At 38.7% G+C, this 16,162-nt stretch carries 18 protein-coding genes and 1 tRNA gene; 13 read left to right on the top strand and 6 right to left on the bottom strand.

Features of this window, described 5'->3' with window-relative positions; genetic code table 11:
- From hypA to CFPU101_RS07645, 6 genes are all read left to right on the top strand, one after another.
- Complete coding sequence (hypA, locus tag CFPU101_RS07670) at positions 1-354, top strand: hydrogenase maturation nickel metallochaperone HypA (protein WP_206814738.1); 354 nt, start codon at positions 1-3, stop codon at positions 352-354.
- Positions 355-415: 61 nt separating this feature from the next.
- A complete protein-coding gene (gene hypB, locus CFPU101_RS07665; protein ID WP_206814737.1) occupies positions 416-1,105 on the top strand; it encodes a hydrogenase nickel incorporation protein HypB in 690 nt (229 codons plus the stop codon).
- A gap of 89 nt (positions 1,106-1,194) precedes the next feature.
- Complete coding sequence (locus CFPU101_RS07660; protein WP_206814736.1) at positions 1,195-2,241, top strand: ABC transporter substrate-binding protein; 1,047 nt, start codon at positions 1,195-1,197, stop codon at positions 2,239-2,241.
- Between the two features lie 25 nt (positions 2,242-2,266).
- Complete coding sequence (locus tag CFPU101_RS07655) at positions 2,267-3,115, top strand: ABC transporter permease (protein ID WP_206814735.1); 849 nt, start codon at positions 2,267-2,269, stop codon at positions 3,113-3,115.
- Between the two features lie 75 nt (positions 3,116-3,190).
- Positions 3,191-3,967 (top strand): ABC transporter ATP-binding protein, encoded by a 777-nt coding sequence (locus CFPU101_RS07650; RefSeq protein WP_206814734.1) that lies wholly within the window; start codon positions 3,191-3,193, stop codon positions 3,965-3,967.
- A 337-nt stretch (positions 3,968-4,304) separates the two neighbouring features.
- Complete coding sequence (locus tag CFPU101_RS07645) at positions 4,305-4,544, top strand: EF-hand domain-containing protein (protein WP_206814733.1); 240 nt, start codon at positions 4,305-4,307, stop codon at positions 4,542-4,544.
- Positions 4,545-4,871: 327 nt separating this feature from the next.
- Here the strand turns inward: CFPU101_RS07645 and CFPU101_RS07640 are convergent, their stop codons facing one another.
- From CFPU101_RS07640 to CFPU101_RS07630, 3 genes are read right to left on the bottom strand one after another with little or no spacing between them, the layout of a single operon-like run.
- Positions 4,872-5,270, bottom strand: a complete 399-nt coding sequence (locus CFPU101_RS07640) for a hypothetical protein (RefSeq protein WP_206814732.1) — start codon at positions 5,268-5,270, stop codon at positions 4,872-4,874.
- Positions 5,271-5,313: 43 nt separating this feature from the next.
- Positions 5,314-7,032 carry an N-acetylmuramoyl-L-alanine amidase gene (locus CFPU101_RS07635; protein WP_242577812.1) on the bottom strand — a complete coding sequence of 573 codons (1,719 nt, stop codon included), beginning with the start codon at positions 7,030-7,032 and terminating at the stop codon, positions 5,314-5,316.
- A gap of 40 nt (positions 7,033-7,072) precedes the next feature.
- Positions 7,073-7,636 carry a pyridoxamine 5'-phosphate oxidase family protein gene (locus CFPU101_RS07630; protein ID WP_206814730.1) on the bottom strand — a complete coding sequence of 188 codons (564 nt, stop codon included), beginning with the start codon at positions 7,634-7,636 and terminating at the stop codon, positions 7,073-7,075.
- A 93-nt stretch (positions 7,637-7,729) separates the two neighbouring features.
- Here CFPU101_RS07630 and CFPU101_RS07625 point away from each other — a divergent pair, with 93 nt between their 5' ends.
- The 3 genes from CFPU101_RS07625 (at position 7,730) to CFPU101_RS07615 (ending at position 10,770) form a co-directional block, all read left to right on the top strand.
- A complete protein-coding gene (locus tag CFPU101_RS07625) occupies positions 7,730-8,500 on the top strand; it encodes an ABC transporter ATP-binding protein (RefSeq protein ID WP_206814729.1) in 771 nt (256 codons plus the stop codon).
- A 167-nt stretch (positions 8,501-8,667) separates the two neighbouring features.
- Entirely contained in the window at positions 8,668-10,362 is a 1,695-nt protein-coding gene (locus tag CFPU101_RS07620; RefSeq protein WP_206814728.1) for an AarF/ABC1/UbiB kinase family protein, read from the top strand.
- A gap of 39 nt (positions 10,363-10,401) precedes the next feature.
- Entirely contained in the window at positions 10,402-10,770 is a 369-nt protein-coding gene (locus tag CFPU101_RS07615; RefSeq protein WP_206814727.1) for a hypothetical protein, read from the top strand.
- 59 nt (positions 10,771-10,829) lie between these two features.
- Here CFPU101_RS07615 and CFPU101_RS07610 read toward each other — a convergent pair whose 3' ends face one another.
- Positions 10,830-11,912: a PIN/TRAM domain-containing protein gene (locus CFPU101_RS07610; protein ID WP_206814726.1), complete on the bottom strand. Its 1,083-nt coding sequence runs from the start codon at positions 11,910-11,912 to the stop codon at positions 10,830-10,832.
- A gap of 210 nt (positions 11,913-12,122) precedes the next feature.
- Between CFPU101_RS07610 and hemW the strand changes: the two genes are divergently transcribed.
- Entirely contained in the window at positions 12,123-13,295 is a 1,173-nt protein-coding gene (gene hemW, locus CFPU101_RS07605; protein ID WP_374191937.1) for a radical SAM family heme chaperone HemW, read from the top strand.
- Positions 13,296-13,342: 47 nt separating this feature from the next.
- On the opposite strand, the gene CFPU101_RS07600 is transcribed toward hemW, so the two are convergent.
- Positions 13,343-13,415 (bottom strand) — tRNA-Arg (locus CFPU101_RS07600).
- Between the two features lie 45 nt (positions 13,416-13,460).
- Here CFPU101_RS07600 and moaC point away from each other — a divergent pair.
- From moaC to CFPU101_RS07585, 3 genes are read left to right on the top strand one after another with little or no spacing between them, the layout of a single operon-like run.
- Positions 13,461-13,964 carry a cyclic pyranopterin monophosphate synthase MoaC gene (moaC, locus tag CFPU101_RS07595; RefSeq protein WP_206814725.1) on the top strand — a complete coding sequence of 168 codons (504 nt, stop codon included), beginning with the start codon at positions 13,461-13,463 and terminating at the stop codon, positions 13,962-13,964.
- A gap of 29 nt (positions 13,965-13,993) precedes the next feature.
- Positions 13,994-14,242, top strand: a complete 249-nt coding sequence (locus CFPU101_RS07590) for a 2TM domain-containing protein (RefSeq protein WP_206814724.1) — start codon at positions 13,994-13,996, stop codon at positions 14,240-14,242.
- 5 nt (positions 14,243-14,247) lie between these two features.
- Complete coding sequence (locus tag CFPU101_RS07585) at positions 14,248-14,550, top strand: DUF3181 family protein (protein WP_206814723.1); 303 nt, start codon at positions 14,248-14,250, stop codon at positions 14,548-14,550.
- Positions 14,551-14,603: 53 nt separating this feature from the next.
- Here the strand turns inward: CFPU101_RS07585 and CFPU101_RS07580 are convergent, their stop codons facing one another.
- Positions 14,604-16,160, bottom strand: coding sequence for an NAD(P)/FAD-dependent oxidoreductase (locus CFPU101_RS07580; protein ID WP_206814722.1), 1,557 nt, complete (start codon positions 16,158-16,160; stop codon positions 14,604-14,606).
- Between the last annotated feature and the right edge of the window lie 2 nt (positions 16,161-16,162).

Genomic DNA, 16,162 nt, shown 5'->3' with positions numbered 1-16,162 from the left:
ATGCACGAAACAGACATGACGAAGGCGTTATTAATTACGGTACAAGATTGGTGGGAATCGCAGCCCGAACGACCTGAAATTAAACAAATTCATCTAACGGTAGGAAAGTTTACCTGTGTTGAACCCGCTAGTTTACAATTCGCCTTTGAAGTCCAAACCCGCAATACTTTTTTAGATGGGGCTAAACTGGTTATTCAAGAAACACCTTTGATTGCTTTTTGTCACCGTTGCCAAGAAGAATATCGCCCTGAAATTGGCATTAAGTACGCTTGTCCTAAGTGTCAAGCTCCGATGGAAGATATTCGCTCAGGTCGAGAACTCAAAATCGACCGAATTGAGGGGATTCATGCGTAAATAGTATCCCCTTCCCCCGTTTCGGTGATTCAATCCCTTATTGCTAGGAGTTTAAGCCAATATGCACCAAACTTTTGACGTAGCCCTTGGGGTCAATTTACTTCATGCTAACCAAGCAGGGGCCGACCATAACCGAGAACATTTTGACGAGTGGGGTATTACTTGTCTCAATATTATGAGTAGTCCAGGTGCGGGAAAAACGGTATTACTTGAACGCACTCTAGAAAAACTGAGTCATAAGCTAAAAATTGCCGTTATTGAAGGCGATATGACTACCGAATTAGATGCCGAACGTCTCAGACAATATGATGTTCCAGTGATAGCGATTAATACGGGTCGTTCCTGTCACCTCGATTCTAAGATGGTTGCAGGGGGTATTCATCGTCTCGCCCATGACTATAATCCATCAGATTTTGAGTTAGTTTTCGTCGAAAATGTAGGTAATTTAGTATGTCCTGCTGAATTTGAAGTAGGTGAACACGCTAAGGTCGCTTTACTCAGTATTGCTGAAGGAGAAGACAAACCCTTGAAATATCCAGTCATGTTTCAAGAGGCTGATTGTTTATTAATTACCAAAATGGATTTAGCACCCTATTTAGAAATCGATCTCGATCGCATTATTAATAATGTACGCCAGATGAATCCAACTGTAACAATTATTCCCATTTCTGCCAAAACAGGAGAAGGGTTAGAACAGTGGTATGAATGGGTAAGAAGGCAAATTAGTCAAGCCCCAACTCAACACCATTGATGATCATCTGTTCATTAATCAAAAGAAATTCCCCGACCCTTATTTAAAAAGATTAGAGGAATCATAGAAATTCAATTCTTATTATAAATATGAAAGCTCGATCGCTAATATCATCTTTTCTTTTATTTATTATCACTCTATCGCTAACGGTTGCCTGTACCAATCCTGCGGTTTATATCAAAACCACCAATGAAGAGGACACCGCTATTTCTGCGGGAGTGGATGCCCTACGTTTGGGTTTTAGTGCATGGCCAGGCTGGTTTCCCTGGCAAGTGGCTCAAGAAAAGGGAATCTTTAAAGAGCAACAAGTTCCAGTCGATTTAAAATGGTTCGATGGTTATTTAGAATCGATTAGTACCTTGACAGCAGGACAAATTGATGCTAATAGCCAAACATTAGGTGATACTGTCAGTTCTGTGGTCGGTGGTGCTGACCAAGTGGTTGTCTTAGTGAATGATAACTCAACAGGAAACGATAAAGTAATTGTCCGTGAAGGCATCAACTCAGTTCAAGATCTTAAAGGAAAAAAAGTAGCCGCCGAAGAAGGAACCGTCGATCATTTTCTTCTATTACTGGGACTTAAACAAGCGGGAATGTCACCAAAAGATATTCAGTTTGTCCCCCTCGAAACAGGAAAAGCAGCATCGGCTTTTGTTGGTGAACAAGTTGATGCAGTTGCGGTCTTTGCACCTTTTACCACCCAAGCTTTAAAACGTCCTGGTAGTAAAGAATTATTTAGCTCTAAAGACTTTCCTGGCTCAATTTCGGATCATTTGGTCTTTACTCGTAAATATATCGAAGAAAAGCCCGAAAAAGTACAAGCTTTAGTCGATGCTTGGTTTGTCACTCTAGACGCTATCAAGAAAAACCCAGCACGTGCAACTGAAATTATGGCGAGACGGGCGGGAGTTTCGGTTGCAGAATATCAACAATATGCAGATGGTACCAAGCTATTTACCATTGAAGAAAATCTTAAAGCTTTTAAACCGGGTAATGATATGACTTCTTTGCACTATGCAGCCGAAAAACTTGGCGAATTTTTGGTTGAAGTCGGTTTAGCCAAAAACGAACCCGACATCAGTAAGTTATTTGACGATCGCTTTATTAAAGCATACGCCGAAAAATCTCAAGCGTAAATCATTGAGAAAGTGAGAACTGATTATGACTCAAGGTACAGAATTTTCGACTAAAACAGCAGCCCGTAATAATAATTTACAACCGAGTGTCTTCTGGCGACTGGCTGAAGATATTCCGCGACCTCTTTATATTGCTTTAACCATTACTTCGATCGCACTTCCTCTATTATTGTGGTGGCTGGCTACAACCTTTGGCAATATTGACCCAAAATTTTTGCCCTCACCAGGTAAAGTTTTAGAAGCATTTGGTAGACTATGGAGTACAAGAGAACTACTCAAGGATACCGTAGCGAGTTTGTGGCGGGTTGGTGTTGGCTTTCTGTTTGCCTCACTGCTTTCTATTCCTGTTGGGGTGTTGATGGGCAGTTTTCCAAGTATTCGCGCCCTTCTAGAACCACTTTTTGGTTTAATGCGTTATATGCCCGCCCCTGCCTTTATTCCGCTACTCATTCTCTATTTAGGTATTGGGGAAGAACCAAAAATAACTTTAATTTTTATTGGGGTTTTCTTCTTTAATTCATTGATGGTGATGGATACGGTCAAATTTGTCCCCAAAGACTTAATCGAAGCCACATATATTTTAGGTGGAAATCGTTGGCAAACCCTGACTCAAGTCATTTTCCCCCACGTGTTACCAGGTATCCTCGATGCGTGTCGAATTAACCTTGCTGCCGCTTGGCAATTGGTTATTGTATCAGAATTAATCGCATCTACAGAAGGTTTAGGAAGACGTATTAGTGTTGCAGGACGTTTCTTAAGAACCGATGAAATCTTTGTGGGTTTAATTGTCATTGGAGTTATTGGTTTATGTTTTGACCTGTTGTTCCAATATTTCCTCAGAGTCACTTGTAAATGGTCGAGTCAAAAACGCTAATTAGTGATTTGTGACACATATCGCACAACACAAGTTGTCCAGAATTAACATTATCTCAGGTAGGAAAAAGAAACAATGTATCTAAAAATTACGAACTTACATAAACATTTTGAAACCAAACAAGGTACCCTCGTTGTTCTCAAAGATATTAATATGGACATTGAACAGGGCGAGTTTATCTGTGCAGTCGGCGCGTCAGGTTCAGGAAAATCGACTTTATTACGACAAATTGCAGGACTCGATCAACCGACCAGTGGTGATGTCAAAATTAATGGAAAATCTGTTACAGGGCCAGGCCCCGATCGCGGTATGGTCTTTCAACACTATACATTGTATCCTTGGATGAACGTTCAAGAAAATACAGAATTTGGTCTGAAGTTACAAGGTATTCCCGCTAAAGAAAGACGTGAAAGAGCGAGTTATTATCTAGATGTAGTAGGTTTGGCTAAGTTTGCTAAATCATTATCCAAAGAACTGTCTGGAGGGATGAAACAACGGGCCGCGATCGCACGTGCTTTAGCCTCCGAACCCAAAGTTTTATTAATGGATGAACCCTTTGGCGCATTGGATATTCATACTAAAGAATCCATGCACAATTTTATGTTAGATCTCTGGCAAAGAACCAACATCACTATCTTTATGATTACCCATGATGTCGAAGAAGCGGTATTTTTATCTAATCGCATTTATGCCCTCGGCGCACGTCCTGGAACAGTCAGACGGGAAATTGTCGTCAATCTACCAGAACGATCAAATCAAATCAAACGTCAAACCGTCTTCCACGACTATAAAGATGAATTGATGGATTTACTGCGTTCACACGGTCAAGAAGCCATTACCGCAGCAGCATAAACTATAATTTAGGGTGCATTCTTTTTCACTAAGATTTTTGAATAATCGTTCCAATATATTGTTCAACCTTTATGGTTAAATTGTTGAGTTAATTAACCTGAGTTTTGTTATGAGTTTGAGGAAAACTTAAATTGCAATACTTTAATGACGTTTCCTGCTTTTTAAACCATGAAAAAGTCATTATGAGTATTATTTAGGCTCAAATGAAATGTAAAAATTATCAGATTCAGAAGCCAAAGATATTATTAAATATTATTTCACCGTCTTAACTGCCCTTGAGTTTGCATCAAGATTCATGAGACACTACCAAAATGAAAAGTTTATGGAGTGAAAACTTATGATAAATGAACAAGAGCTTAAACAAATATTTGATAGCTTAGACCTTGACAAAGACGGCAAAATATCCATTCAAGAGATTACTAGGGATCATGTGACGACAGGAGTCTTACCAAGATTAACAGGAACCACTTTATCTAGCATATTACAAGGATACGATTCAGATAAAGATGGTAGCATTTCTTTTGATGAACTAAAGAAAGCAGTGGAACAAGCAGAAGCAGAGGATTCGGATACCTAACAACTAAAAAATCGCGAAATCAATCCCTTATCGAACCTTGTCATTATTGACGAGGTTTTTGTGTTTTTTAAATAGTCATTTTTGTGTTGAGATTTAACTAACTTGAGTTTTGGATAACGTCTTGCCTAATTATTAAAATAGACAAAATGCTGCATTAACATAAGATTCTCTGGAGAACGAAGCAGCAGAGGACTAACTAGGATAATACCTTGATAAGCTTTTTGTTCTGTTTAATCTAGGTTTTGATTGAGTCGTTGAATTAAAGATTGAATTTCATTAGAAATTGTCATTGATGAATTGTTATATTAAAAGACTTATAGTCATTAATTAATCAATTTCCTCAGAACTTTCTTCTAAAACTTGTACAGGAACTTCAATTGCATTAATATCAATCGTTCCAGGTAGGGTAATTCTATGAAAATGTCCGTTTTCTATTTTTAAAGGTTCACCACAATTCGGACAGCTACACTCAGTATTATTAAATCCAGTAAACTCATAAGTACAGACTGGACATTGATCAATTGCTAACTTACGTTTTAACCACCATTGTAGGGCAAACCAACCAATAACAGGCGCGACCAAGAAAAAAGCCAGTAGAATTAAAAAACCGTTGACTAACCAACCTAAACCAACTGCCCCCAATAGTACACCCACTAAGACCATAGAGGCAAAACACCCCAAACCAGAGTCATTGATGGAATAGATGCGGGGGAAGTTATTATTCACGCGTTACGCTCTCCTTTGATGTAGCTATTTCTATCCTAATCGATTAGGTTTGTGGTTTGTGTAGCCATTCGGTAATCCCATCTGCGATCGCACTTGCTAATTTTACTTGTTCTTGAGGATCAATAATCCATTCAAATTCAGTTGGATTAATCATAAAACCTAATTCTAATAGAATAGAAGGGGCAGTATGTGGACGTGTTAAAGCAAGATTATTCCAATACACTCCATAAGACGGACGCTTTAATGTTTTCGTCAAATAATTATGGAGAAAAGCGGCTAAATTATGTGCTTGTGGATGATACCAAAAAGCACCAATTCCATCAGTATTGATCGCATCTCCACCATCGGGTAAAGCGTTATAATGAACTGATATTGCTAGAGTTGGCTTAATTTTATTAATCATCACCACTCGCTCATTTAAAGATAAATCTTGATCCGTTTCTCTAGTCATATAAACTGTTGCACCACGTTTAATTAATTCTTCTTTAATTAATTGAGAAACGACTAAATTCACTTCTTTTTCAGTATATCCTGTCGGGCCTGCTGCACCTGTCTCTTTGCCCCCATGCCCTGGATCTAATAAAATACTGATTCCCTCTAAATTTCGAGTTAGCTTATTTTGGAATTGTGGAGGATGTCGCAGAGAGAAAATTAAACTGGTTCCCTCATATCTCACATCATAGCCCCATTGTTGAGCCGAATATAAGTTAAATGTATAGTCAACTTTTTTAGGGTTAACTTGTTGCCAGTCTAAACGTCTAATTAAAGGATTTTCGACAATATAAATCGTATCGGTTTGCGCGACCGTATTGTGTAACGATAAAATCAATCTATTATCTTCTTGTTTAATTTCAATCGGTACAGGATTTTCTAAAGGAAAAATAATTTCTGTGGCGTTTTCTGTATTCTGTGATGAAATTCCTCTAACCATTGATGTAGTAAGAATAGCATCGGGTATTAATTGTGTTTCTTGAGCTAAAATCCATGCCCCATAATCTAATCTTAGCCAGTCTCCCTCGGTTCCAGTAACACTTACTTTTGTTCCTTTTGGTAAAGGTGTAAGCCTTGAATAATCTGTACTGGGGCCTGTTCGAGTAACGCCTGTATCTGAGATAATTTCTACTACAGTAACTTGTGATGGATCGATAATATTAATCTCTCCTGAACCTGTTTGACTCGCGGTTTGATCATTAACTGTAATTGTATAAATCGGCTTACCTAAATTTCCAAGATTAGCAAAACTTGTACATCCTTGATATAGTGTAATTCCTTGTGGTAATTGGGACTGATTAGTCGCGGTGAGAACGGCTGAATTAGGTGGAAGTTGTGGGGTGAGAACTTGAGATTTTAGGGTAATATTTTGATTAGCAATCTTGACAGAAATTTGAGCATTTTTAACAGCGATCGCACTAAAACAAACCTTATCCCCTGAAGTGCGAGTAATATTTTGACTGGGTGTAAGAGAATTAACGGCAAACTTGGCACCTTTGGGTATTTGTGGTTGATTTGGAAGTCGAGTAATCAGACGTTGAATGGTTTGATCTTTAGCACGAATGGTAAATTTATTTTCACCCATTTTTAAAGGAAAACTCGGTGCAAAGTTTCCTGTTTTACTGCGTTGAATAGGCTGATGATTAATCGTCACTTGATTCGTGGGAGACGCTGAACCAATAAAAAAGATTTTTTCTGCTACTGTTTGATGATTATTCGGAGGATAAGCTAAATATAAAGGTTGGGGTGATTGTGCCAAAAGAGTTACCATTGGCTGAAAACTAATGATAATTAATACTAAAATAAATAATCTAAAAAATTTCCTCATCTTTTTTTTCGAGTAAATAAGTCGGCAAACCATCAATACTTTTTTGATTTTTTAATTGCCAGTAATCATAAATTGCTTTGTCTCCTTTTTGTTTAGCCCATTTAACTAAATTAGTCCGTTCTTGTTGAAACTCATAAAGCGGTACACCATAACCACAGGATGTTTGTACCGATTCAATTTTGACTAAAATAATTTGTCTCGTCCCTGCCATAGACGGAAAAAGCAGTGCTAAAGATTCCCAATTTTGATGACGAGGTTTAATTGATTGTCCTTTGCCATACAAACGTAAGATTAAAGGGTCTTCGGTAAAGCTACAAAACATCAAAGTGATTCGCTCATTTTCAGCTAAATGGGCGGCGGTTTCATTGCCACTACCCGTTAAATCTAAATATGCAACCGTTAGAGGATCGATACATTTAAAGCTATCCATTCCTTTCGGTGAAAGATTAATTCTTCCTTGTTGCGGTGCGGTGGCAGTAAAAAAGATTTTTTGTTCTTGAATGAAATTTTGTAGCGTGGGATTTAATTCAGAATAAAATTTACTCATGCAGTTGATCACGAAAAAATTTATAATAGTAGGTCGTAGCGGGAAAACAGTAATAAGACCGAAACAAAACAAAAGCAAAGCATTTTCTATTTTATGGCATCAGAACTATTTTCCCCTAATTCTTCTCCTCAAGATAACCCACCTCAATATCAGCCCATCATTATTCGGCTAGAAAACGTCTCTAAAGTTTATGGAAGCGGTGATACAGCCGTACACGCTTTAAATGAGGTCAATTTAACCATCGAAAAAGGGGAATACTGTTCTATTATGGGGGCTTCAGGATCGGGAAAATCGACAGCGATGAATATTATTGGCTGTTTGGATCGTCCGTCTTCAGGAAGCTATTATTTAGAAAATTTGGATGTCGCACAATTACCCAGTTCTCAACTAGCAGAAACTCGCAACCGCAAAATAGGTTTTGTTTTTCAACAGTTTCATTTACTCCCCGCGTTGAGTGCCTTAGATAATGTCATGCTGACGATGGTATATGCAGGTGTACCATCCAAAGAACGCAAAGAAAGAGCCACAGAAGCGTTAATTAAAGTCGGTTTAGAAAATAGATTGCACAATAAACCCAACCAACTCTCAGGGGGACAACAACAACGGGTAGCGATCGCACGTGCTATTGTCAATCAACCTGTTTTGATTCTAGCCGATGAACCGACTGGCGCGTTAGACTCCCGTACCACTCAAGAAGTCATTAATATTTTCCAAGAACTCAATGACAGTGGTATTACCGTCGTTATCGTCACTCATGAGTCAGATGTTGCCACCAAAACGAAACGAGTTGTCTGGTTCCGCGATGGAGAAGTCATCTATTCTCATCTCGATCCCAAAGATTTACATCAAATTATTGCAGGCTAAAATCTAAAGAAAATATAAAGTTTTGGGTATATTGTTCATCTATACCCATTAACTGAAGTTAAACTAATTAGAAAAATTTACGTTAAAAAATTTGTAGTTTTGTATACTGGAGTTATGAAGTATTGTTAAACTCCAAGACGAATAGACACGAGGCTAAAGAATAGTTTGTGAGTCAGCAACCAACACCCGAAGAAGGAGAACTACAACGCTATAGTGCTACAGCGATCGCCCGTTACTATCGCTATCGCCCCTGGTTAGTGTTCTGGCGTTCGTTGACAATTATTTGGTCATTTAGCCTATTTATTGGGCATCTACAATTTGATCGCTGGACTCATCAGGAAGAAAAAAATAAGTACAAACGAGCTAGTGAGTTACGAACCCTATTAACTCGCTTGGGCCCAACCTTTATTAAAGTAGGTCAAGCTCTCTCAACCCGCCCTGATCTCATTCGCAAAGACTTTTTAGATGAACTGATCAAGCTACAAGATCAACTCCCTCCGTTTGACAATGAGACGGCTTTTGGCTTTATTGAACAGGATCTGGGGTACCCTGTTAATAAGATATACAAAGAAATTTCCCCCAACCCAGTAGCCGCAGCTAGTTTAGGACAAGTCTATCGGGCGATTTTATTCACTGGAGAAGAGGTTGCCGTCAAAGTACAACGGCCCAACTTGCGACCCGTATTAATGTTAGATCTGTACTTGATGCGTCTTTGCGCTCAATGGTTTGGTGACTGGCTACCCCTCAATTTAGGTCATAACTTAACCCTAGTTATTGATGAATTTGGTAATAAGCTTTTTGAAGAAATCGACTATTGTAATGAAGGGAAAAACGCCGAAAAATTCGCGGCTAACTTTGAGGGTGATCCCGATGTCAAAGTACCGAAAATTTACTGGCTCTATAGTAGCAATCGGGTTTTAACTTTAGAATGGATCAACGGCTATAAACTCAACGATATTGATCAGATTAAGGCGGCAGGGATTGATCCCAACGATATTATTAAAATTGGTGTAACATCAGGCTTACGTCAACTTTTAGAGCATGGTTTCTTTCATGCCGATCCCCACCCCGGCAACCTATTCGCTACCTATGATGGTCGAATGGCTTACATCGATTTTGGCATGATGGATCAACTCGAAGAAATCACCAAAGAAACGATCGCCAGTTCCCTCGTACAACTGATTAATAAAGATTATGAAGCATTAGTTGAAGATTTTGTCAAGCTTGGATTTTTGACCCCTGATACTGACATTGAGCCGATTATTCCCGCATTAGAAAAAGTTTTGGGTAACGCCCTTGGTCAAAGTGTCGCAGATTTTAACTTTCAAACGATCACCGATGAATTTTCCGAGTTGATGTATGAGTATCCATTCCGTTTACCTTCTAAATTTGCTTTAATCATCCGTTCATTGGTTACTCAAGAAGGATTAGCACTGAGTTTAGACCCGAATTTTAAAATAGTAGAAGTTGCCTATCCCTATGTGGCTAAACGCTTACTAACAGGTGAATCCCCCCAACTCAGACGAAGATTACTTGATATCCTATTCAAAGATGGAAAATTCCAATGGCAACGCTTAGAGAATTTAATCGAAATTGCCAGAACCGATGGACGGTTTGATATTCTACCCACTGCACAACTTGGTGTCAAATATTTATTATCCGATGAAGGCAGTTATCTACGTCGTCAGCTACTTCTCGCCTTAACCGAAGACGATCGCTTGCATACTGAAGAAGTTCAACGAATCTGGGCATTAGTACAAGACGAACTCAAACCGCAACGTTTATTTGATGTTGCATGGAGTACCTTTCGTGATTTAGCTACGCCAGCAGTTGCCGCACTGGTTCCTAAGTCGTCCGATTAAGCTTATGATGCTTTGTAACGTTTTATTTCATAACCTGATATGTATTATCTTCCTGAACCGCCATACTTTTTAATGTTCGTGGGTTTTTTTACTGGAATAACTTGTGGGGTTGCTTTTGAAGCTACTCTAAAACAAATTGTCAACACATGGTATAAATCTTCCTCAAAACCCGCCAATCTTTTAGATAGTTCTACCCTACAGTTACCTTTTTTGGGAATTTGCGTCGGGATTTGTGTTTTCCTGGCTTCTGGTGTCGAAATCTTTTTGATGAATAGCTGGGTATCTTATGCGATCGCACTGCCAATGACGATTTTTATCGGTGCTTTAGTATGGACACAATTGGGTAAATTATTAGAACAACTACAAAAAGGCGGTTCTAAAGCCATTGATTTAGATGCCTTTTTCTAAAATATAAACAAAGACGCGATTAAGTTGTCGCGTCTCTATTATTTCTATGTAGATTAGTTTTACGATGCTATCACCGAGGTTTGAGGTTTAGCGAAGATCATACGTCCAGCTGACGTTTGTAAAGCAGAAGTAACAATTACTCGTACCTCTTCCCCTACATAATCTTTTCCTTCTTCAACTACGACCATTGTGCCATCTTCTAGATAACCTACCCCTTGTGTGGGTTCTTTGCCCTGTTTAAGAATTTTGAGATCTAAAGTATCACCAGGAAGATAAATCGGGCGCAAGGCTTGGGCTAAATCATTTACATTAAGAATGCTTACTTTTTGTAGATTAGCCACTTTGCTGAGGTTGTAATCATTCGTCAATAAGATTCCGTTGATTTCTTGCGCTAGATGAACTAACTTGGCATCTACTGTAGCAATATCTTCGTAATCAGCCGAATGAATCACAATACGATCGCTCATCGTTTCTTGGATACGATTAAGGATATCTAAACCCCGTCTTCCTCTAACCCGTTTTTGATCATTACTGCCATCTGCTAACTGTTGTAACTCTTGTAGCACAAACTGAGGAACCAGAATTTGTCCTTCAATAAAACCTGTGTCTAACAGTTGTTCAATTCGTCCATCAATAATACAACTGGTATCAATAATCTTAGTCGAGACAGGTTGTAGGGTTCCTTCTGCGACTAACATGGTTTCAATACTATTGGGATTAATCAGACGCAAAAAAGTACGACCATGAGTATCAGCTAGAGTAACACCCAAATAAGAAAACATCACACTACCCAAAATCGCTATCATCGGTTTAATGAAGGAAAATTCTTTGGGGATCGGTAGAAAAAAGATCGGTGCTAAAATTAAATTAGCAATCAATAAGCCGATCACTAACCCGATCGCACGTGTTAACAAAACTTCAATCGGAGTGCGTCGAATTTGGGCTTCTACCCGACGATAACTGGTTTGGGCGACTAAACCCAAGGCTAAACCAATGATCGAAGCAAAACCCGCCGATAGCCAGCGTAGGGCTTCAATATTAGTAATCTGATCTCGAACCATCAACGGAAGTAGATCGACACTACTGAAACCGACTCCACCAATGGCAAACACGAATAATAAAATAATAATTGCATCTAACATAATTGTTTATCCCTCGTAATAGATGGGGATGTCTTAGGACAAAAATTGCCCTTTGAATAATGAGTATGAACCAGATTGATCTATTATATCTCTTGCTTCCTAGGGATTTATTAAGATAGATTTCTCTTCAATTGTATATAAAATTAAACAGTAACTTATTAGAAAAATCTTAAAAATAGAACATTTGACGGAAGAACTGGAAAATTATTAATGTTAAGTTGTTTTAAGAGTGATTCTCATCTCGATCAACCGCGTTCTGCTTATTTGCATATTCCCTTTTGTCGTCGTCGCTGCTATTACTGCGATTTTCCAATTTCAGTTTTAGGACAAACTAATATTGAAACCTCCCTAGCAATTAAGGAATATGTCGAGGTACTTTGCCAAGAAATTTTAGCGACACCCTCTTTAGGATATCCTTTAGAAACAATTTTTTTTGGTGGGGGAACTCCTTCTCTATTACCGACTCAATCTTTAGATTTAATTTTATACACTTTAGATCAGCAATTTGAGATCGTTAAAGATGCAGAAATTTCGATGGAAATCGATCCAGGGACTTTTACCTTACAACAACTCCAAGGTTATCAGCAAGCGGGCATTAATCGAGTTAGTCTAGGAGTACAAGCGTTCCAAGATGAATTATTAAAGCTATGTGGACGATCGCATTCTGTATCTGATATTTTTACTGCAATTGATTCACTCCAGCAAGCCAATGTCCCTAATTTTAGTTTAGACCTAATATCGGGTTTACCTAATCAAACTATAGAAAACTGGGATGATTCTTTATCACAAGCGATTCAAATTTCACCAAACCATCTTTCTTGTTACGATTTAGTCTTAGAACCTGTTACCGCTTTTGGAAAACTTTACGAAGGGGGAGAAAAACCTTTACCAACCGATGAAACAACCGCCCAAATGTATCGTTTAGCCCAAAGTAAACTCACCTCAGCAGGATATGAACATTATGAGATATCTAATTATGCGCTCAACGGCTATCAATGCCGACATAATCGAGTTTATTGGGAAAATCGGGCGTATTATGGTTTTGGCATGGGCGCAGCGAGTTATACCTATCGTCAGCGTTTTACTCGTCCTCGCAACCGTAAAGAATATTTTCCCTGGGTACAACAGTTAAAAGAAAACAACGGCAAAATTGATTACCCTCAAAGTTCAAACACCGATATTTTATTAGAAACACTGATGTTAGGATTACGTTTAAAAGAGGGCATCAGTTTATCTAAGATTAAAGAACAGTTTGGCGAAACCGTTCAAGATCAGATTCTAGAGACATTGCAAAAATATTACGCTAAGAGATGGATTGATGATTCAGGTTCAAGCATTAAACTAAGCGATCCAGAGGCTTTCTATTTTCTAACACCATTCTAGCGGCCTTGTTTGAAAGGCTAGACAATTCGGTATGATATTCTAATTAACGGGCTTGGAGGGATTCGAACCCCCGACCTCATGGTCCGTAGCCATGCACTCTATCCACTAAGCTACAAGCCCCTGTTTTGCCAACAGTAATTAAATATAACATGGACTTGGAATAAAATGCAAGAGGATACTTTGAATTCGTCTCTGTCTCATTTAAATAATGAAGGGGAAGCCCAAATGGTAGACGTTTCAGGCAAAGCACAGACGAGACGAGAAGCGATCGCAGCAGGACAAGTTAGAATGACCTTAGCCACATTTACAGCCATTGAAGCAGGGAACGCACCTAAAGGCGATGTTTTAGGAACGGCGAAAATAGCGGGCATTATGGCAGCTAAACAAACGTCTAACTTAATTCCCCTCTGTCATCCCCTACCCTTGAGCAAAGTAGAAGTTAAGATAATTCCAGATGCTGAATTACCTGGCTATCAAATTCGCGCTACTGTGGTGACGAAAGCCGAAACAGGTGTAGAAATGGAAGCCCTAACGGCGGTTTCGGTTGCAGCATTGACTTTGTATGATATGGCCAAAGCCTTAGAAAAATCAATGCAAATTGAAAAAATCCGCCTGATCAGTAAAACAGGAGGAAAATCAGGTGATTTTTCCTTAGAAGAATTAAAATAGAAATAACAGTATTTGTTCAGTTTGAAATTATGCCTCCTCGTTGGCCAAGAAAACCCGATCGCAATGATCCCGCCTATCGTAAACTAGACGATCGCATGAATTTCGCGGTTCATGTTGCTATTTTTGCAGCCATTAATTCTGGTTTATGGTTTTTCCATATCATCAAGTATATTGATTGGAGTTGGCTAACTGGGTTCTCTGGAGTGTGGGCAATAATTTTATTAGCTCATTTGATTTACATTACAGCAATTGCCGATTATTCAGTAAAAACCAACTAAACATTATGGCGAATCTAACCCCAGTCATTGAATCATTAGCTGCCGAAATCGGCGAAAATGTGTATATCGATGTAGCAAAATGGCATTTACATCTCAATGATGCTCATCTGCATACAACCGTAGCGCAGAAAGTTTTTCCATTGATTGAGGACAAAGCGATAACAGAAGACTCTGTGCTTAAAGTTCTCAAAGAAATTAAAGTCCCTTTAGGTGGGGGAAAAACCGAAGTTCCTTTAGCTGATTTATTACCGATGAAATGCCAAGTCAGCTTAATGGATATTCTAGAGAAATTCCAAGACGAATATTAGAAATTAGGTTTTTTGATTTAATAGACTTCTTAGAAGGGGTCTATTTTAAAATTTTACAGTGAGTGATAATCGTTACCTGAACCGTATTTTAATCGGTCTAACCATCGATGATAATAATATTTCTGTTGGGGTGAAAGTTGATTTTCTAAGCCTTTAAAAGAATGAGCAGCAGGATATAAACCCGTGTAGAGTCCTAAATTAAAATAATGCAGCAACCAATCAGCAAAAGGCATTAAACCCACTTCAGGAAGCATGGGTAAAACAAGAGTTGGATTGACTAACGGTAGAGTTTTAGACAAAGCCGAAAATTGCACAACATCTTGTAGAAAGGGTTTTAGCACATCATCGCCGAGCTTATCCATGACTTGAAAAACGCCACTCATTAAATCATTAATTTGATTGGGCTTATATTTTTGATTCATCTTTACCATCATTGTTCGTTGAAACAGCCAAGTAACCGATAGATTAGGTTGATAGGGTTGTAATGTAGCCAAAGATTTCTCATCTAAACTATCAATTTTTAGGGACTCATCAATAGCGAACGTTAATCGACTTAAATGGCGAACCATTGCCCCAAACCCACCAAAACTTACAGGGGACTGACTTCCACTACTATCACCGACGGCAAGAATGCGTGACCAAGGCATTTTTAAAGGACTTTGACGGAAAGAGGGGAAAAAGCCAAATAAAAAACGTTTAAAGTTTAATTGTTCTAGCTCAATTTGTTGATATTCAGGTAATAATCTGAGATATTCCTCCATGAAAAACTCTAAACTAAAACGCCCCCGATGGGGATCGAGATAGGTAAATAAATAAGTCGTTCGGCCATCTCTTGCGGGAAATGCTTCCCAAAAATACTGACATTGATTGAGAATGGGTGTAAAAGTAGCGATTAAATCTCCTGTTTCATTGACGGGATAACCTTCAGCACAACTACCCACCACTAAACAAACGCCATCAGGTTTTTGACCGTTTCTCGCGCTTTGAGTAATGGGAGAAAAATGACCCATCGCATCAATTAATAAACGAGTGGTTAATGTTTGATTTCCCGCATTTAGGGTAACTCCGTCTGGATGAACCATAGCTGAGGTAAACGGTGTTTGCTCAAATAACGCGCCACCTGAAGCAAGAAACTTCTGTTTAAGTGTATTAAGTAAAAATACGGGGTCAACACCAATATTAAGGACATCCGTCACCGAAAGCTCATAACCTTGATGAAAACGAACTTTTGCGGGGTTATATTGAGTAGCGATCGCTTGTTCTAATTCTGTCTCTGATAATAACTCCAAATCTAAAAAAATGCTTAATTCTTGGCGTGAAATATTCCATTCTTGTACACGACCTTTCAAGATACCTCGTTCTATCAGACAAACTCGCCATCCTTGACGCTGTAAAGCAGCACCCAGTAATATTCCGAGTGTTCCACCACAAATGATGACATCGTAATTAATTTCATCAAGAGAATTGTTATTTAAAGCAACAACCGAGGGAACAGAAACCCGTGTCGAATCATCTTCATTGCGTAATGATGACCAACGTCGGTCAGCCTCTCGTAGATGTAATAATGTTTGCTCTGGAATTTGTCTGAGAAATCTTTCAGTTAAAGACATAA

Source organism: Chroococcus sp. FPU101, from assembly GCF_017312365.1.
Classification (GTDB): domain Bacteria; phylum Cyanobacteriota; class Cyanobacteriia; order Cyanobacteriales; family Microcystaceae; genus Chroococcus.
This window is presented reverse-complemented; position numbering and strand designations above follow the sequence as displayed.